Genomic DNA, 17413 nt, shown 5'->3' with positions numbered 1-17413 from the left:
AGGGCTTTTCTCTACAATGGGCGCATGTCCCAAGATAGCAAACCATCTAAATCGCCTGCCGGCACTCTTGCTGAGCCCTCTAACTTTTTGCGCCAGATCATCGATCATGATCTGGCGAGTGGCGTCTACCAGAATCGGACTAATCGAGAGGGTCAGGCCATCCCTTCCATCATTACGCGCTTCCCACCAGAACCCAATGGCTATCTTCATATTGGCCATGCCAAAAGTATTTGCTTGAACTTTGGCTTGGCCGCTGACTACAACAATCAAGCGGGTGGTGCGCGTTGCAATATGCGCTTAGATGACACCAATCCAGTCAAAGAAGATGTTGAGTACGCTGACAGTATTTTGGATGCAGTGAAATGGCTTGGCTTTAATTGGGGTACACATCTGTATCACGCAAGCGATTACTTTGACCAACTGTATGAGTTTGCCGAAATTCTGATTCAAAATAGCAAAGCCTATGTTGATAGTCAGAGCGCAGATGACATCCACACCAATCGCGGCAACTTTGGACAAGCTGGAAAAAATAGTCCGTATCGCGATCGCACGCCCGATGAGAACCTCGCTTTATTTCGCGAGATGCGTGACAGTAAATATAAAGATGGCGAGCATGTACTGCGCTTGAAGATCGACATGGCGCATCCGAATATTGTGATGCGTGATCCTGTGGTCTATCGCATTCGCCATGTAGATCACCACCGCACTGGTAGTAAGTGGTGCATCTACCCTTTATATGATTTCACACACTGTATTTCTGATGCCCTAGAAAATATTTCACACTCTATTTGCACTTTGGAGTTTGAAAATAATCGTCCGCTCTACGATTGGATTGTTGCCTCATTAGCGGAGCTAGGGAACTTCAAAAATCCTGTTCCACATCAATATGAATTCGCCCGCCTCAACTTAACTTACACCATCACAAGTAAACGTAAGCTCTTGCAATTAGTAGAAGAAAAGCATGTAGATGGCTGGGATGATCCTCGGATGCCAACCATCGTAGGTATTCGTCGTAGGGGTTACACGCCAGAGAGTATTCGTCTGTTCTGCGAACGCATTGGCGTTTCTAAAGCAGATAGCTGGATTGATATGAGCACCCTAGACCAAGCTTTACGGGATGATCTTGAAGCCAAGGCTCCACGAGCCACAGCAGTCCTCAAGCCACTCAAGCTCGTCATTGAGAACTGGGTTGCGTCCGCGAGCGAACCTTGCTCAGCGCCGCGCCATCCACAGCATCCCGAGTGGGGTAATCGCGAGTTTCATTTCACCAAAGAATTGTGGATTGAAGAAGATGATTTCATGAAAGAGCCCGTCAAGGGGTTCTTCAGACTCTACCCACCAATTGGCGACCAAGCTGGGGGACGTGTGCGTTTGCGTCATGGTTTTGTGATTGAGTGCACCGGATTTGAAGTAGATGCTAATGGCAAGGTGATTCAAGTTAATGCAACGCACTTCGCAGATAGCAAGAGCGGCACCCCCGGCTCAAATAATTACAAGGTCAAGGGCAATATTCATTGGGTCAGCGCTGCGGAAGCTGTGCCTGCACAAGTGCGCCTTTACGATCACCTGTTTAATGATCCGCATCCGGATAGCGGGGATAAAAATTTCCTGGACGCAATCAATCCTCACTCGAAACAAACGATTAGTGCGTACTTAGAGCCGTGCATGAAGGACGCCAAAGCGGAAGATCGTTTTCAGTTTGAGCGCCATGGCTACTTTGTTGCGGATCTAAGCGAATCAAAACCAGGTCAACCGGTATTTAATCGTACGGTCGGACTTAAGGATTCTTGGAAATAGTTTTCAGAAACTCTGCCACGCTAGGATAGCGTAGCGGGGTTTTCAATTCGGCTAGCCGTGTATTTGTTACGCGCCGTGACTCCCGCATAAAAGACCACAGCATGGGGGATACGATTTTCTCCAACTGCTCAGCTGGCAATCTGGGTGGCCGCTCTAAGCCAAACGCATCAGCTACTTCATCAAAGTAATCACCCATCTTGGTTTCACCACCGTCACATGCATTAATGACGCGTTGTGGCTTGCCGTGATAAACAGCAGCGCAAACTAATCTTGCCAAGTCATCACTCTGTATGTGGTTTGAGTAAGCATCCTCAGCTGGGTTTAAGGCGGGGGTGCCGGCCTGAATGCGCTCAACCGGCAAGCGGTCAGTAGCATAAATACCTGGCACTCGCAGAATGGTGAGGGCAACTCCATGCGCTGGCGCCCAAAGACGTAGGCAGTTTTCTGCATCCACCCTTCTCTTAGCTCGCTCGCTTTGAGGTTTAACCGGCGTCACTTCGCTTACCTTGGCGCCTGCGTGATCACCATAAACGCCCGTTGTACTCACATAAATCAGGCGCCCAACAGTATCAGAGCCTTGGGCTAAAATTCGGAGGAGGTTGCGAGTTCGGCAATCACGATGACCTGTATTTTGGGGTGGTGCCAAGTGGATCACGGTTTGCGCTAATCCACTTAAACGCCACAAGCTATCGGGCTTATCCAGATCCCCCAAAATCGGAATCGCGCCAACCGCTCTCAACTCCTGAAAACGTGTTTTCTGGGAAGTTAAGGCATACACGCGATGACTTCGAGCGAGCTGTTTGGCAACACGCAGACCAATGTCACCACAGCCAACGATCAGGATTCGAGATTTACCAAAAGATTGCATAGATCACATCGTAACGATTTATTGAAAGGAATGAGAGTGTCTTATCAAGTCACGCTCAAGGCGAGCGGCAAACAATTTACCGTCCAGGAGGATGAAACCCTTCTTGAAGCAGCATTACAACAGGGCATCACCCTACCCTATGGGTGTAAAAACGGTGCCTGTGGTTCTTGCAAAGGCAAAATTCTAGAGGGCCAGGTAGAGCATGGCCAGCATAGTGCTGCAGCCCTGAGCTCGACCGATGAAGCCGCCGGTGGTACCTTGTTTTGCTGCGCCCATCCCAAATCAGACCTTCTCATTGAAGCTCGTGAAGTTCAGGGGGCCGGTGATATCGCGATTCGGAAAGTGCCTTGTCGCGTGAATACCATTACAAAACCGAGCGCAGATGTGGCCATTCTTCAATTGCAATTACCAGCTGCCGAGCGCTTTCAATTTCTGGCTGGACAATATTTGGAGTTTCTTCTCAAGGATGGGCAGCGCCGCGCCTACTCGATTGCCAATGCGCCAGATCAAGACGGCCCTCTCGAGCTGCATCTTCGCCATTTACCCGGCGGTCTTTTTACTGACTTTGTTTTTGGCGCAAAAGATCCCGCCCTGAAGGAAAAGGATATCCTCCGCTTTGAAGGTCCATTGGGTAGCTTCTTTTTAAGAGAAGATTCTAAGAAGCCCATCATCTTTCTTGCTGCAGGCACCGGCTTTGCGCCAATCAAATCCATCGTCGAGCAAATGCAGCTCAAAAAGATCCAGCGCCCGATTCATCTGTATTGGGGTGGGCGGCGCCCAAGCGACCTCTACCTCAATGAGCTCTGCCAGTCATGGGCAAAAGATATTCCTGACTTCAAGTACATCCCAGTCATTTCAGATGCCCTGCCTGAGGATCAATGGTATGGACGCACAGGCTTTGTGCACCAAGCTGTGATGGCCGACCATCTCAATATGAGCCCTTACCAGGTCTATGCCTGCGGCGCCCCTGTAATGGTCAATGCGGCTCGCCAGGACTTTTCATCCCAGTCCAACCTGCCCGAAGAGGAATTCTTTGCAGACTCCTTTACCAGTGCTGCTGACCTCGCGACAAACTAGTCTGCTAAGCGCGATAATAGAAACCTCATTTGATTTCACTTTGCATACGATATGAATAAGCCAGCCCAATCCGTAGATGCCCACTCAGTGATGTTTATCACCCCGCGACCAGAGTTGACTATGGTTGAAGGTAAAGGCTCATGGCTGACTGATAACAAGGGCAAGCGTTATTTGGATTTCTTGCAAGGCTGGGCAGTGAACTGTCTCGGTCATAGCAACCCCGGCATGATTGAAGCGCTCAATGCACAAGCGAAGAAACTCATTAATCCGAGTCCTGCTTTTTATAACGAGCCAATGATTCGCTTATCGAATCTTTTGACCGAAAACAGTTGCTTTAACAAAGTATTTTTCGCCAATAGCGGAGCTGAGGCTAATGAAGGCGCCATTAAGTTGGCGCGTAAATGGGGGCAACTGAATAAATCAGGCGCCTTTGAAATCATTACTTTTGACCACAGCTTTCATGGTCGTACCTTAGCAACGATGAGCGCATCTGGCAAACCAGGCTGGGACACCATGTTTGCCCCACAAGTTCCCGGCTTTCTTAAAGCCGATTTAAATGACTTAGATTCCGTCAAAAAATTGGTAACCGATAAGACTGTTGCGGTCATGCTCGAGCCAGTTCAAGGCGAGGGCGGCGTCATCCCCACTACTAAGGAATTTATGCAAAGCCTGCGTAAATTCACTAAAGAAAATAATATTCTGTTGATCGTCGATGAAGTTCAAGCTGGCTGTGGTCGTACTGGCACCCTCTTTGCCTATCAGCACTACGGCATCGAACCAGACATCATGACCTTGGGCAAAGGCATTGGTGGTGGCGTGCCATTAGCTGCACTAATGGCAACCGATGCGGTTGCTTGTTTTGTACCTGGCGATCAGGGTGGTACCTATAACGGCAATCCACTGATGGTCGCAGTAGGTATCAGCGTGATCGAACAATTGTTAGCGCCAGGCTTCCTAGAGTCTGTGCGCACTAAGGGTGAATTGCTTAGTAAAGAGCTTCTTGCCATCTCCGCAGAATTTCATCTGGATGGCGAGCGCGGTGAAGGACTATTACGCGCCCTGATGTTGAGCAGTGATATCGGCGCGAAGCTAGTTGAATTAGCTCGTGATAGAACTCCAGAAGGCTTATTAATTAATTCTCCAAGACCTAATCTGCTACGCTTTATGCCAGCACTCAATGTTTCTGATGATGAAATCCGTCAGATGTGCAAGATCTTGAGAGAGTTGCTCAAGCAAGTTAGCTAAACAATACTCAGATTGAGTGTAATAAAGGGGCTCAGAGCCCCTTTATCTTTTATTACAGCAATCATCCCAAACATGGCGTTACTTGCTAGCCCACTAAATTCTTTGGCAGTGAGAATATGACATCCTCCACCACACCTTCTAGATTACGAATGCTTCGCGGCCCAAATTCTTGAATCTTTGCCACAATCGATAGGGCCAGGCTTTCAGGGGCAGATGCGCCTGCTGTTAGGCCTACGCGCTTCTTGCCAATAAACCATTCAGCCTGAAGCTGCTCTGGTGCATCGACCATGTAGGCCGGTACGCCCAGTTTTTCAGCTAATTCACGCAAGCGATTCGAGTTCGAGCTTGCCTTACTTCCGACCACAATAACTACCTCAACTTGAGGGGCCATAAATTTCACAGCATCTTGGCGATTTTGAGTGGCATAACAAATATCTTGCTTACGAGGTTGCACGATATGCGGGAATTTTTTAATTAAGGCATTGACGATTTCCTTCGTCTCATCGACGGAGAGTGTCGTTTGTGTGACAAAGGCGATTTTTTCATTCTCAGTAAAAGGCAGCTTAGCAATATCTGCCACTTTCTCAATCAAATGAACACCTTCCTTAACCTGCCCCATCGTACCTTCGACCTCCGGGTGCCCCGCATGGCCAATCATCAAGACTGTAAAACCATCCTTACACATCTTGATGACCTCAACATGCACCTTTGTAACCAAAGGACAAGTTGCGTCGTATACCTGCAAGCCACGCGTCTCAGCATCTTGACGAACTTCCTGAGAAACACCGTGGGCGCTAAACACCACAATGCCGCCTTTAGGAACTTCATGCAACTCCTCAACAAACACAGCGCCCTTATCACGCAGCTCATTCACGACGTAAGCATTGTGAACAATCTCATGACGTACATAAATTGGAGCACCAAAGCGTGTGAGCGCTTCATTCACAATATTAATTGCACGATCAACTCCCGCGCAAAAGCCGCGGGGTTGCGCCATCAAAATTTCAGCAGCGCTTTCTCCGCCTGCTTGTGTATTCGTTTGTTTATTCATTGGCTACAAAATCGCAACAATTTGAGCTTCGAAGGTAACAGGCCTTCCAGCAAGTGGGTGATTGAAGTCAAACCAGGCGCCTTCTTCGTTAATCGATTGCAGCACACCTGCGTATTGAGCACCACCAGGCGCATTAAATTCAATGACATCACCAGGATTAAATTCCGCATCATCATCACGACCTTCTTTAAGCGCATTCAGAGAAACCCACTGAATTAATTCTTCTTTACGCTCCCCAAAACTTTCTTCCGGGGGCAATAAAGCACTTTTCTTATCACCCACACCCAATCCGATTAATACCTTTTCAAAACAAGGCGCAAATTGTCCAGAACCCATCAACACCGTCGCAGGGCGATCGATAAAAGTATTGATGTAGTCATCCCCACTGGGCAAAGTCAGCCGATAATTGAGGGTCAGGAAGGAATTGGGCAAAACCGTAAGCTTATTCATAAGGTAATTGTATCTAGGCCCGACCGTAGCGTGCACTTACCGATTACGGATTGGCCAAAAATGGAGCAACCTCGCGAAAAACTGCGCACTCTTGGTGCTGCAGCCCTAAGTGATGCTGAATTACTCGCGATCTTTCTGCGTGTTGGCGTTAAAGGCAAAACGGCCGTTGCTTTAGCTGAGGACCTTCTCCACCATTTCGGCAATTTGCCACGCCTAATGTCCTGTACCCCAGAAGAATTAACCCAGATTCATGGCATGGGCATTTCTAAGTGGTCACAAATCCAGGCGGCCTATGAGCTTGTAAAGCGTAGCCTTGAAGAAACCCTCTCCCAGGAGCCTGTCCTTACCTCACCAGGCTATGTCCGGGAGTTCTTACAGGCTAGATTTGGACGCCTGCCACACGAAGTCTTCCTTTGCCTATACCTCGACTCCCGCTTACGCCTGATTGAGTGCCAGGAGCTCTTTAGAGGCTCCCTAAGCCACACCGCCGTTTACCCGCGAGAAATCCTCAAGGAGGCTCTTGCCAGGAATGCTAGCGCCCTGATCGTGGCACATAACCACCCCAGCGGAAACCCACGACCGAGCATTGCCGATCAAGAATTAACCAAGACCTTAGCCAAAGCCTTGCAGTTGATAGATATCCCCCTGCTTGATCACTGCATTGTGAGTGATGGCGGTTTTTTCTCATTTTCTGATGAGGGTCTTATGAAAAATGATGATAAATAGAAGTGAATACTAACTTAATAGTATATTTTCGCCAATACTGCCGACTATTTCTTCTTATCCTCAAAACTAAAGCCAATAAGGGGTGGATCAAAGTAGCTGGAGACTGATACAATATTCTTTTTTCGCAATTAATGGAGTTATGTCATGGCAAAAGTTTGCCAAGTCACTGGGAAGAAGCCGATGGTTGGCAATAATGTATCCCATGCAAACAATAAAACGAAACGTCGCTTTTTGCCGAATTTGCAAAATCGTCGTTTCTGGGTTGAATCTGAAAACCGCTGGATTAGCTTGCGCTTAACCAATGCTGGTTTGCGCGTTATCGACAAAAACGGCATTGATGCTGTCTTGTCTGATCTCCGTGCACGTGGCGAAATTTAAGGAGCGCACAAATGGCTAAAGGCGGCAGAGAAAAAATTAAATTAGAGTCATCAGCTGGTACTGGTCACTTCTATACAACATCAAAAAATAAGCGCACAAAGCCTGAGAAAATGGAGATCATGAAATTCGATCCAACCATTCGCAAGCACGTTGCTTACAAAGAAACCAAGCTGAAGTAATTTATCGATTCGATATTTATTTTTAGCAAATAAAAAACCCGCTACATCAGCGGGTTTTTTATTGTCTTCGATTTCATTAAGCGTAGCGACGCAATCTCAAAGAGAAGTCACGCAGACTCGATAAACCACTCTCTTCAGCATGCTGACACCACACATGCAACTGAGTCAGCAATTGATCGCCTGTGGCGTTAGATCGGCCCCAGATTGCTTGTAAATCACGACGCATCTCAATCATCTTGCGTAGCTGCGCATTAGTTGCCATCAACTCTTCAAGCTTCTTTTTTTCTTCCACAGTTAAACGAGATTCATCCTTGCCCAACCAGGTGCGCGCATCCTTTAAGTGAGCTGCCAATACCTGCATGTGCTGAACTTCGATATTGAAGAAGGTGCTCAAAGTCTTGCTATAACGGGCCATGATTTCATAACGGTTAGCAATAATGGCTTCGAGTGTGCTTTGATCCGCAGGACGTAAGTCGCTCAGCACCGGCTTTGGAGAAGTCTTTTTTACTTTCGCTAAGCCAACAGCACTCATGATCTGAATGTACATCCAGCCAATATCAAACTCGTACCACTTACTGGAGAGCTTAGCGCTGGTAGCGAAGGTGTGGTGGTTGTTATGTAACTCTTCGCCACCAATCAAAATACCCCAAGGCAAAATGTTTCTTGAGGCATCTTCGCAATCGTAATTACGGTAACCCCAGAAGTGGCCAATACCGTTAATAACTCCAGCAGCAGTAATAGGGATCCACAACATCTGCACTGCCCACACAGTTAAACCAATTGCACCAAACAAGAGTACGTCGATGATCAACATCAAGGCTACGCCTTGCCATGAATACTTTGCATAGAGCTTGTGCTCAAGCCAATCATCGGGTGTGCCATGACCAAACTTATCTAAAGTCTCTTGATTGCGTGACTCATTTTTATATAACTCAGCACCACGAGAAAGCACAGTATGAATACCCAAAACTTGCGGGCTATGCGGATCATCCACGGTTTCACACTTGGCGTGGTGCTTGCGATGAATCGCCGCCCATTCTTTGGTCACCATACCAGTTGTTAGCCAGAGCCAAAACCGGAAAAAATGGGACACGATGGGATGCAATTCCAGAGCGCGGTGCGCTTGGCAACGATGCAGAAAAATGGTGACCGCAGCAATGGTGATATGGGTGACGACCAAAGTAAAAACCAGGATTTGCCACCAAGCCCAATTTAAATAGCCATTGGAAAGCCAATTAAGGAATAAATCAAAACCAGAAACTGTGTTCAAAAGGGTATCCCCAGAGAGATCTAAAAGCCTATTTTAGTTCTTTATCAGCTTTCTTGCTTTTGACTTTTACCGACTTTTCGTCATCTTTATCGACAGTTACTGCAGAAACAGCTGCTTTTTTCTGAAAAACAGCCCCAAAGAAGCCATCAGTCCCATGAATATGAGGCCATAACTGCCACCACGGGTTGTCAGGACTGCAACCTAAAGGCATTTTATCCTTTGGAAACAATGCTTTAAGAACTTCAGCTGCAGGAACCACCTCAAAATTAGGATGCTTTGCCAGGAAATCCTCTGCAATTTGCTGGTTTTCTTGCGGCAACAGGCTACAGGTGGCATAAACCAAGCGACCACCCGGTTTTAGTAAACGGCTTGCAGAGGCCAAAATATTCATCTGCTTTTGATTCAGCTCCAAAACACCTTCCGGGGTCTGACGCCATTTGAGGTCGGGGTTGCGTCGCAATGTACCCATGCCACTGCAAGGAGCATCCACTAGGACGCGATCAATCTTCCCAGCCAAGCGCTTGATCTTGGAGTCATTCTCACTATCAATCCAGACAGGATGCACATTAGAAAGGCCGCTACGGGCTTGCCTAGGTTTTAAATTAGCTAAGCGACGCTCTGACGTGTCCAGGGCATACAAACGGCCTGTGGAGCGCATGATTGCCCCAATTGCCAAAGTCTTACCACCGGCTCCAGCACAAAAGTCCACCACCATCTCGCCACGCTTTGGTGCCAACAAGTAAGCCAATAACTGACTACCTTCATCTTGAACCTCAAACATCCCCGTCTTAAAGCTCACAGTATTTTGCAAAGCGGGCTTACCCATGATGCGAACACCATCAGGTGCATACGGAGTTGGAATGGCTTGATAGCGACCACCAAGAGCATTCATCTCTGCAAGCAATTGCTCGCGAGTGGTCTTCATGGTGTTCGCACGCAAATCCAAAAGAGCTGGATGCATTAGTGATTTCGCCAACGCTTCACGTGACTCTTCGCCGGGATATTTTCCAAATGCATCCCAAAGCCATTCAGGCAAATTATTTCGAACCAGCGGATTGAGTGCTGATGGATCGACTGTTGCAAAACGCTGCAACCACTCATATTCGCCTGTTTTCAATACATGAGCTAAGTCGGCAATAGCACTCTCTGCACGGTTAGCAGAGCCTAGACCACCCTCGGAGAGAGCAGACAGCAAACCTAATAGGGCTAAGCGTCTAGCCTGTGAACCCTCGCCGCTAGAAGCAAATTGTGAGAACTCATTCTTCCGACGCAAGATGGCAAAAGCACTCTCAGCAATCAAGGCACGATCACGATTACCCAGCTGAGGCTCAGATCGGAAATAGCGACTCACCACACGATCAGCTGGTTGCTCGAAATTAAGCAACTCTGGCAGCAGACGCTCTAAGTGAATTGCATGCTGAGGCAAAGCCTTGGCATTAGAAAAGTTTTTCTGACCTTCTGGCGCGATGATATTGCCACTGGCGTTGCGACGCTCTGGGCGACGCAATGGATCCTTGGATTTGGCGGCATAACTTTTTTGTGGGCCTAAACGTGACCCAGATCTTGATCCTGATTTGCTGCCAGCGCTAGCTGCGCGTGATGAACGTTCTTTACTCATAATTTGATTAATTGCGACTCCGGTGGTTTAACCTGAACTTGATTACCTTCTATTCGCAATCGTCCATCTAGGAACCATTTTACGGCCCGCGGGTAAATCTGATGCTCAGCAGCCAAAACTCGCGCAGCCAAAGTATCCGCATCGTCACTGGGGAGCACTGGAACGGAGGCTTGGCAGATGATAGGGCCCTCATCTACCCCCTCGGTAACAAAATGCACGCTGGCGCCATGTTCAGCCACCCCAGCCTCCAAAGCCCGCTCATGGGTATGCAATCCTGGGAAGGCTGGCAGTAATGCGGGGTGAATATTCATCAGACGACCCTCAAAATGGCGAATAAAGCCAGGGGTCAGAATTCTCATAAAACCAGCCAGAACCACTAAATCAGCCCCTAATTCATCGATTTTCGCCATGAGAGCGCTATCAAAGGACTCGCGAGTAGCGTGTTCGCGATGTTCAATAGCAAAAGCTGGAATGCCCTGAGAGCGAGCAAAATCAAGGCCCTTGGCAGCAGAGTGGTTAGCAATGACGCCGGCAAAAGTAACCGGCCAATGCTCTTTTTGAGCTGTTTTGACGATAGCCTCGAAATTAGATCCGCGGCCTGAGATTAAGGTGACGATAGATGGCATGCCCACAATATAATTGATGGTTACCCCGAAAGCGACCCTGAAAGTGATTTAGTGAACGTATTCCGTGGCCCCACCCAGTTTTCTGCAGGACCGGCTTGTGCCTTAAGCATCGGTAATTTCGATGGCGTGCACAGGGGCCATCACGCCCTGCTCAAGGAACTGAAAGATAGCGCGCAAGAACGTGGTTTAGTTAGCTGCGTCATGACTTTCGAACCGCACCCTAAGGAATTCTTTTCCCCAGAACAGGCGCCACCACGAATCCTCAACCTGCGTGACAAGCTGGCTGCCTTTGCTGACATTGGCATTGATCGCGTAGTAGTGGAGCATTTCAATAGTGCATTTGCGCGCCTTACTCCCGAAGAATTTGTTTCTGAGATCATTGTCAAACGACTCAATGCTAAATGGATTTTGATTGGCGATGATTTTTGCTACGGCGCTAAACGTGCGGGCAACTTTGCAAGCCTCAAAGCAGCTGGCGAACAATTTGGGTTTGAAGTTTCTAGCATTCATACCGTGCAAGAAGGTGGCGAAAGAATTTCTAGCTCGGCACTACGTAATGCCTTGGCTATTGGGGACATGGATCAAGCCAGTAACTTACTAGGTCGTCCTTACGGTATCTCCGGTCATGTCATTCACGGGCAAAAGCTAGGTCGTACTTTAGGGTTCCCAACATTGAATCTCGCTGTTGCTAATCACCTGCATCACCGCAAGCCTGCCTGCTCTGGCATCTTTACTGCACAAGTCTTGGGGCTTGGAGATAAGCCACTGCCTGCTGTAGCCAGTCTCGGTGTGAGACCAACGGTAGAAGATGAAGGTCGCGTATTGCTTGAGACTCATATTTTTGATTACAACGCCGATGTCTACGGAAAAATTATTACCGTAGAGCTCTTAGAAAAAATTCGGGATGAGGCGAAATACTCCGACCTCGATACACTTACCAAAGCGATTGCATCTGATGCAGCGCATGCCAGAAATTATTTCCAGAAAAAATCTTATGTCTGAAAAAGAAAACTCTTATCCCGTTAATCTTCTAGAAACATCGTTTCCGATGCGAGGAGATTTACCAAAACGTGAACCACAATGGGTTGCACAGTGGCAGAAAAATAAGCTTTACGAAAAGATTCGTGCGGCACATGCTCACCAGCCAAAATTTATTTTGCATGATGGTCCTCCCTATGCAAACGGCGATATTCATATTGGTCACGCGGTAAATAAGATTCTCAAGGACATGATCGTCAAGTCTCGCTGGTTAATGGGCTTTGACTCTGCCTACGTTCCAGGCTGGGACTGCCACGGTATGCCGATTGAAATTCAGATTGAAAAAGAATTTGGTAAAAATTTACCGACTGCTGAGGTCCAATCAAAAGCACGTGCTTACGCTAAGGTACAAGTAGATAAGCAGAAAAAAGATTTTGAACGTTTGGGCGTATTGGGTGATTGGAATAACCCGTATCTCACTATGAACTTCCGCAATGAGGCCGATGAAATTCGTGCGCTCGGAAAGATCTGGGAAAAAGGGTATGTTTTCCGCGGCCTAAAGCCAGTGAACTGGTGTTTCGATTGCGGCTCCGCACTGGCTGAGGCTGAAGTGGAATATCAAGATAAAACTGATCCAACAGTAGATGTGGGGTTTGCTTTTGATGATGCGCAGCGCCCGCAACTAGCAAAAGCATTTGGACTATCTGAGATCCCAGCTAAGCCTGGAATGATTGTGATTTGGACAACAACACCTTGGACCATTCCATCCAATCAAGCATTGAATGTTCATCCTGAACTGAGTTACGCCCTAGTAGATACAGGCGATAAGTTACTCATCTTGGCAGAAGACCGCGTAAAAACTTGCCTTGAAGATTTTGGACTTGAAGGAAAAGTGATTGCCACTTGTCTGGGTAGCCAGTTAGCCAACATTTCTTTCTGGCATCCGCTGGCTGCATTGCATGAGGGATACAAACGCCTCTCGCCAATCTACCCGGCCCAATACGTCACCTTAGATACTGGTACTGGCGTAGTGCATTCTGCACCAGCCTACGGCGAGGAAGACTTTAAGTCTTGTAAAGCAAACAACTTGGCTGATAAAGATATCTTGAGCCCTGTAATGGGTAATGGTGTTTATGCCTCTTGGCTTCCACTCTTTGCCAATGAATATATTTGGAAAGCCAATCCCAAGATTGTGGAGGCCATGCGTGAAGCAGGAAGCCTCTTGCGAGATCAGACCTATACCCACTCCTACATGCATTGCTGGCGTCACAAGTCGCCGATTATTTATCGCGCGACCTCGCAGTGGTTTGCGAGCATGGATAAGCAACCAACTGATGGCAGCGCAAGCTTGCGCGAGACTGCACTAGCGGGCATTGAGAACACCGAGTTCTTCCCAGCATGGGGTAAGCAACGCTTAAACAGCATGATTGCTAATCGTCCTGATTGGACCTTGTCACGCCAACGCCAATGGGGTGTGCCAATGGCTTTCTTTGTGCATAAGGAAAGTGGTGAGCCACATCCACGCACAGCTGAGTTGCTTGAAGAGATTGCAAAGCGCGTTGAAAAAGAAGGTATTGAAGCTTGGCAAAAACTCGAAGTAGCCGAATTACTTGGTGAAGAAGCTGCTCAATATGAAAAGAATCGCGATACCTTGGATGTATGGTTTGATTCTGGCACTACACATTGGCACGTCATTCGTGGCTCGCATCGTGCTGAACTCTATCGCCCTGAAGCTGAAAATGCAGATAGTCGTTTAGCTGACCTGTATTTAGAGGGCTCAGACCAACATCGCGGCTGGTTCCACTCCTCATTACTCACTGGCGCCATGCTAGATGGCAAGCCGCCATACAAAGCACTACTTACGCACGGCTTCACGGTTGATGGCCAAGGCCGCAAGATGAGTAAGTCGGTAGGCAACGTGATCGCCCCGCAACAGGTTGCTGATAAGTTGGGTGCGGAGATTATTCGTTTGTGGGTAGCTTCTACTGACTACTCTGGCGAGATGACCATCTCCGATGAAATTCTGAAACGTGTGGTGGAAAGCTATCGCCGTATTCGTAATACATTGCGCTTCTTGTTAGCCAACCTGTCTGACTTTGATCCCAGTAAGCATGTGATGCCTGCAAGCGAATGGCTAGAGATTGATCGCTACGCTGTTGCACTCGCCAATCAGCTGCAACAAGATGTGCAGGCGCACTACAAGGCTTATGAGTTCCAGCCGGCTGTAGCGCGTATGCTAACTTTCTGTTCAGAAGATTTAGGTGGCTTCTACTTAGATATTCTGAAAGATCGCCTCTATACGAGTGCGCCGGATTCGAAAGAGCGGCGTGCAGCACAAAACGCACTATTCCATATCACTCGCAACCTGCTCAAATGGCTAGCTCCTTTCCTATCCTTTACCGCTGAGGAAGCCTGGTTGTCATTCCCGCATGGTGCGGATGAAAAAGCCAAAGAGTCTATCTTCATGGAAGAGTTCGGCACTTTCCCAGAAATCGCTCACGCTACTGAGCTCCTCGCTAAATGGAATCGTGTTCGAGAAATTCGTTCCGAGATCACTAAAGCCATTGAGATTGAACGTGAAGCTGGTAATGTGGGCTCATCTTTGCAAGCGGAACTCACGATCAAAGTGGGTGATGTCGATTTTGCAATTTTGCATTCTCTTGAAGATGACTTGCGCTTTGTCACCATTACTTCTAGCGCCAAACTAGAGCTCAGTAATGCAGGCCTTGAAGTACTCGTGCGCGGTAGTCAATACAAGAAATGTGGTCGTTGTTGGCATCACACTCAAGATGTTGGCTCTAACACTGAGCATCCAGAGCTGTGTGGTCGTTGCATCAGCAATCTTTTTGGAAATGGTGAATCTCGCCTTTTTGCATAAAGAACATAGTAAAAAGATCGCCACCCCATCATGAGTACAAATCTCTCCTTTCTCCGTTATCTAGCGATTGCAATCGTGACGCTCTTGCTAGATCAGCTAAGTAAATGGTCCGCCTTAAGCAACTTGCAATTAGGAGTACCTGAACCCGTTTTGCCATTTATGAACTGGTTGCTGCTATTTAACCCAGGTGCAGCCTTTTCATTTTTAGCGCAAAGCTCTGGATGGCAACGTTGGTTCTTTACAGTCCTGGGCTTAGCAGCGTCAGCCTACATTCTTTGGCTGTTGCGAAAGAGCTTAGGGGACAAGATGCTCTGCTGGGCTCTTAGTCTCATTTTGGGTGGTGCATTAGGCAATGTCCTAGATCGCATCATGTATGGCGCTGTGGTGGACTTTATTGACCTGCATTACGCTAACTGGCATTGGCCAGCATTCAATATTGCGGATAGCGCGATTTGTATCGGCGCAGCCCTCATTATTTGGGGCGAGTTACGCAAGTCATTTGGCAAAAATCCCCAATCCCTTTAAGCTGGCGCCATGCAATCACTTTTAAATAAGAAAATCATTCTCGGCATTTCTGGCGGCATTGCGGCCTATAAGTCTGCAGAGCTAGCACGCCAGTTAATGCAAGAAGGTGCCAGCGTCCAAGTGGTGATGACAGAAGCTGCGCAGCAATTTGTGACGCCTGTCACCATGCAAGCACTTACTGGTAACCCCGTTTACACAAGCCAATGGGATAGCAGCATTGCTAACAATATGGCGCATATTGAACTCTCTAGAGCTGCCGATGCAATTTTAATTGCGCCCGCAAGTGCGGATCTCATGGCTAAACTTTCCCTTGGATTAGCTGATGATTTGCTGAGTACTTTGTGCCTAGCAAGAGATTGCCCGCTCCTGTTAGCTCCCGCGATGAACAAACAAATGTGGGAGCATGCAGCTACACAAAGAAGCGCAGAACGACTCATTGCAGACAAAGTCACATTACTCGGCCCTGCAAGTGGATTCCAAGCCTGTGGTGAAGTCGGCTTTGGGCGCATGCTTGAGCCCGTAGAAATTACCGAACAACTCATAGCATTCTTTCAGAAGAAATCACTCCTCGGAAAACATGTACTGATTACAGCTGGGCCTACCTTTGAGGCGATTGATCCGGTGCGTGGCATCACCAATCGTAGTTCAGGCAAGATGGGCTTCGCCATTGCCCGCGCAGCTGTTGAAGCTGGCGCAGAAGTGCACTTAGTAGCAGGCCCCTGCGATCTCACCACGCCATTAGCGGTAACTGGAAAAATTACCCGCACTAATGTGGTCGGTGCCAAAGAAATGCATACAGCCACCATGCAATCTACTGACTGCGATATCTTCTTTGCAGTTGCTGCGGTCGCTGATTGGGGCATTGCCAAGCCAGCTAAAGAAAAAATTAAGCGCCAAGGTAAGCAAGCTCCAAATTTAGAATTTGTGGCCAACCCAGATATTCTTGCTGATGTAGCAAAAATGGTCAAAACTAAAGGTGGTAAGTTGCATCCTTACTGCGTTGGCTTTGCAGCAGAGTCTACTGATCTCCAAAAGCATGCTGATGAAAAGCGCAAGCGTAAAGGCATTCCGATGATTGTCGGTAATATTGGTCCAGATACCTTTGGTAGCGATCTTAACCAACTACTCATCGTTGATGAAAGTGGTAGCAAGAAAATGGCTCAGGCCGAAAAGCTTCAGCTTGCACGTCAGCTGATTCAGTTAGTCGCCAAGAAAATTTAATCTCGCTTTAGGAAATTTTATGCAACAACTTCAAGTCAAAATTCTCGATGAGCGTATGCGCGATCAATTGCCTGCATATGGAACCCCTGGAAGCGCTGGATTAGATCTGCGCGCCTGTATTGATCAAGCAATTGAAATTGCTCCTGGACAAACAGTCCTCGTTCCAACGGGTTTAGCGATTTATGTAGAAGATCCACGTTATGCCGCATTCATCTTGCCGCGCTCTGGTCTTGGACATAAGCATGGGATCGTTCTTGGTAATTTAGTGGGATTAATCGATTCGGATTACCAGGGTCAACTGATGGTGAGCACTTGGAATCGTGGCTCTATAGCATTCAAATTAGAGCCCATGGAGCGCTTAGCGCAATTGGTAGTGATGCCAGTACAACAGGTAGAACTCAAAGTTGTTGAAGAGTTTACTGAGAGTAGTCGTGGGGCTGGTGGTTTTGGAAGTACAGGTCGTAGCTAATTTAGATACTTTAGTCTTATCCAATAAAAAACCACCCGTAGGTGGTTTTTTATTTGC

17 protein-coding genes are annotated in these 17413 nt (G+C 47.7%); 11 read left to right on the top strand and 6 right to left on the bottom strand.

All coding sequences use genetic code 11. From position 1 onward, the window contains the following. The first annotated feature begins 24 nt into the window (after window positions 1-24). Window positions 25-1797 carry a glutamine--tRNA ligase/YqeY domain fusion protein gene (locus ICN26_RS06245; protein ID WP_216267570.1) on the top strand — a complete coding sequence of 591 codons (1773 nt, stop codon included), beginning with the start codon at window positions 25-27 and terminating at the stop codon, window positions 1795-1797. Here the strand turns inward: ICN26_RS06245 and ICN26_RS06240 are convergent. Continuing rightward, entirely contained in the window at window positions 1778-2665 is an 888-nt protein-coding gene (locus tag ICN26_RS06240; protein WP_216267569.1) for an SDR family oxidoreductase, read from the bottom strand. The two genes, ICN26_RS06245 and ICN26_RS06240, sit on opposite strands and share 20 nt — an antisense overlap. 36 nt (window positions 2666-2701) lie before the next feature. On the opposite strand from ICN26_RS06240, the gene ICN26_RS06235 reads away from it, so the two are divergent. Continuing rightward, a complete protein-coding gene (locus tag ICN26_RS06235) occupies window positions 2702-3742 on the top strand; it encodes a CDP-6-deoxy-delta-3,4-glucoseen reductase (RefSeq protein ID WP_216267568.1) in 1041 nt (346 codons plus the stop codon). 51 nt (window positions 3743-3793) lie between these two features. Then, window positions 3794-4987 carry an acetylornithine transaminase gene (locus ICN26_RS06230; protein ID WP_216267567.1) on the top strand — a complete coding sequence of 398 codons (1194 nt, stop codon included), beginning with the start codon at window positions 3794-3796 and terminating at the stop codon, window positions 4985-4987. A gap of 85 nt (window positions 4988-5072) precedes the next feature. Here the strand turns inward: ICN26_RS06230 and ispH are convergent, their stop codons facing one another. Next, window positions 5073-6038: a 4-hydroxy-3-methylbut-2-enyl diphosphate reductase gene (ispH, locus tag ICN26_RS06225; RefSeq protein WP_216267566.1), complete on the bottom strand. Its 966-nt coding sequence runs from the start codon at window positions 6036-6038 to the stop codon at window positions 5073-5075. Window positions 6039-6041: 3 nt separating this feature from the next. Beyond that, window positions 6042-6488, bottom strand: a complete 447-nt coding sequence (locus tag ICN26_RS06220) for an FKBP-type peptidyl-prolyl cis-trans isomerase (RefSeq protein ID WP_216267565.1) — start codon at window positions 6486-6488, stop codon at window positions 6042-6044. Between the two features lie 30 nt (window positions 6489-6518). On the opposite strand from ICN26_RS06220, the gene radC reads away from it, so the two are divergent. The 3 genes from radC (at window position 6519) to rpmG (ending at window position 7771) form a co-directional block, all read left to right on the top strand. Then, the gene (radC, locus tag ICN26_RS06215; RefSeq protein WP_369411793.1) at window positions 6519-7214 is read left to right on the top strand and encodes a RadC family protein; all 696 of its coding nucleotides are present in this window, start codon (window positions 6519-6521) and stop codon (window positions 7212-7214) included. A gap of 144 nt (window positions 7215-7358) precedes the next feature. Continuing rightward, window positions 7359-7592, top strand: coding sequence for a 50S ribosomal protein L28 (rpmB, locus tag ICN26_RS06210; protein WP_011903570.1), 234 nt, complete (start codon window positions 7359-7361; stop codon window positions 7590-7592). An 11-nt stretch (window positions 7593-7603) separates the two neighbouring features. Beyond that, window positions 7604-7771 (top strand): 50S ribosomal protein L33, encoded by a 168-nt coding sequence (gene rpmG / locus ICN26_RS06205; protein WP_015421876.1) that lies wholly within the window; start codon window positions 7604-7606, stop codon window positions 7769-7771. A 76-nt stretch (window positions 7772-7847) separates the two neighbouring features. Here rpmG and ICN26_RS06200 read toward each other — a convergent pair whose 3' ends face one another. The 3 genes from ICN26_RS06200 to purN are packed head-to-tail and all read right to left on the bottom strand — an operon-like array spanning window position 7848 to window position 11285. Continuing rightward, window positions 7848-9041: a DesA family fatty acid desaturase gene (locus ICN26_RS06200; protein WP_216267563.1), complete on the bottom strand. Its 1194-nt coding sequence runs from the start codon at window positions 9039-9041 to the stop codon at window positions 7848-7850. Window positions 9042-9069: 28 nt separating this feature from the next. After that, a complete protein-coding gene (locus tag ICN26_RS06195; RefSeq protein ID WP_216267562.1) occupies window positions 9070-10659 on the bottom strand; it encodes an RsmB/NOP family class I SAM-dependent RNA methyltransferase in 1590 nt (529 codons plus the stop codon). Continuing rightward, a complete protein-coding gene (purN, locus tag ICN26_RS06190; protein ID WP_216267561.1) occupies window positions 10656-11285 on the bottom strand; it encodes a phosphoribosylglycinamide formyltransferase in 630 nt (209 codons plus the stop codon). The genes ICN26_RS06195 and purN overlap by 4 nt, the downstream gene beginning before the upstream one ends. 51 nt (window positions 11286-11336) lie before the next feature. On the opposite strand from purN, the gene ICN26_RS06185 reads away from it, so the two are divergent. Genes ICN26_RS06185 through dut form a run of 5 tightly spaced genes read left to right on the top strand, consistent with a single transcriptional unit; the run spans window position 11337 to window position 17356 of the window. Next, on the top strand, window positions 11337-12287 hold the full coding sequence (locus ICN26_RS06185) for a bifunctional riboflavin kinase/FAD synthetase (protein WP_216267560.1): 951 nt from the start codon (window positions 11337-11339) through the stop codon (window positions 12285-12287). Then, window positions 12280-15141 carry an isoleucine--tRNA ligase gene (ileS, locus tag ICN26_RS06180; protein ID WP_216267559.1) on the top strand — a complete coding sequence of 954 codons (2862 nt, stop codon included), beginning with the start codon at window positions 12280-12282 and terminating at the stop codon, window positions 15139-15141. The genes ICN26_RS06185 and ileS overlap by 8 nt, the downstream gene beginning before the upstream one ends. Window positions 15142-15171: 30 nt before the next feature. Further along, window positions 15172-15666 (top strand): signal peptidase II, encoded by a 495-nt coding sequence (lspA, locus tag ICN26_RS06175; RefSeq protein ID WP_046330735.1) that lies wholly within the window; start codon window positions 15172-15174, stop codon window positions 15664-15666. Between the two features lie 9 nt (window positions 15667-15675). Further along, entirely contained in the window at window positions 15676-16887 is a 1212-nt protein-coding gene (gene coaBC / locus ICN26_RS06170) for a bifunctional phosphopantothenoylcysteine decarboxylase/phosphopantothenate--cysteine ligase CoaBC (RefSeq protein ID WP_216267558.1), read from the top strand. Between the two features lie 19 nt (window positions 16888-16906). Then, window positions 16907-17356, top strand: a complete 450-nt coding sequence (gene dut / locus ICN26_RS06165; protein ID WP_216267557.1) for a dUTP diphosphatase — start codon at window positions 16907-16909, stop codon at window positions 17354-17356. Window positions 17357-17413: the final 57 nt, after the last annotated feature.

This window comes from Polynucleobacter hallstattensis (assembly GCF_018881835.1).
Lineage (GTDB): Bacteria > Pseudomonadota > Gammaproteobacteria > Burkholderiales > Burkholderiaceae > Polynucleobacter > Polynucleobacter hallstattensis.
Note: the sequence above shows the minus strand (reverse complement) of the source record. Positions and strands in the feature narration are given on the sequence as shown.

Excerpts from the sequence above, each read along its gene's own strand:
- ICN26_RS06245 (WP_216267570.1), top strand. The coding sequence starts at position 25 with ATGTCCCAAGATAGCAAACCATCTAAATCGCCTGCCGGCACTCTTGCT.
- ICN26_RS06240 (WP_216267569.1), bottom strand. The coding sequence starts at position 2,665 with ATGCAATCTTTTGGTAAATCTCGAATCCTGATCGTTGGCTGTGGTGAC.
- ICN26_RS06230 (WP_216267567.1), top strand. The coding sequence starts at position 3,794 with ATGAATAAGCCAGCCCAATCCGTAGATGCCCACTCAGTGATGTTTATC.
- ispH (WP_216267566.1), bottom strand. The coding sequence starts at position 6,038 with ATGAATAAACAAACGAATACACAAGCAGGCGGAGAAAGCGCTGCTGAA.
- ICN26_RS06220 (WP_216267565.1), bottom strand. The coding sequence starts at position 6,488 with ATGAATAAGCTTACGGTTTTGCCCAATTCCTTCCTGACCCTCAATTAT.
- rpmB (WP_011903570.1), top strand. The coding sequence starts at position 7,359 with ATGGCAAAAGTTTGCCAAGTCACTGGGAAGAAGCCGATGGTTGGCAAT.
- rpmG (WP_015421876.1), top strand. The coding sequence starts at position 7,604 with ATGGCTAAAGGCGGCAGAGAAAAAATTAAATTAGAGTCATCAGCTGGT.
- ICN26_RS06195 (WP_216267562.1), bottom strand. The coding sequence starts at position 10,659 with ATGAGTAAAGAACGTTCATCACGCGCAGCTAGCGCTGGCAGCAAATCA.
- purN (WP_216267561.1), bottom strand. The coding sequence starts at position 11,285 with ATGCCATCTATCGTCACCTTAATCTCAGGCCGCGGATCTAATTTCGAG.
- ileS (WP_216267559.1), top strand. The coding sequence starts at position 12,280 with ATGTCTGAAAAAGAAAACTCTTATCCCGTTAATCTTCTAGAAACATCG.
- lspA (WP_046330735.1), top strand. The coding sequence starts at position 15,172 with ATGAGTACAAATCTCTCCTTTCTCCGTTATCTAGCGATTGCAATCGTG.
- coaBC (WP_216267558.1), top strand. The coding sequence starts at position 15,676 with ATGCAATCACTTTTAAATAAGAAAATCATTCTCGGCATTTCTGGCGGC.
- dut (WP_216267557.1), top strand. The coding sequence starts at position 16,907 with ATGCAACAACTTCAAGTCAAAATTCTCGATGAGCGTATGCGCGATCAA.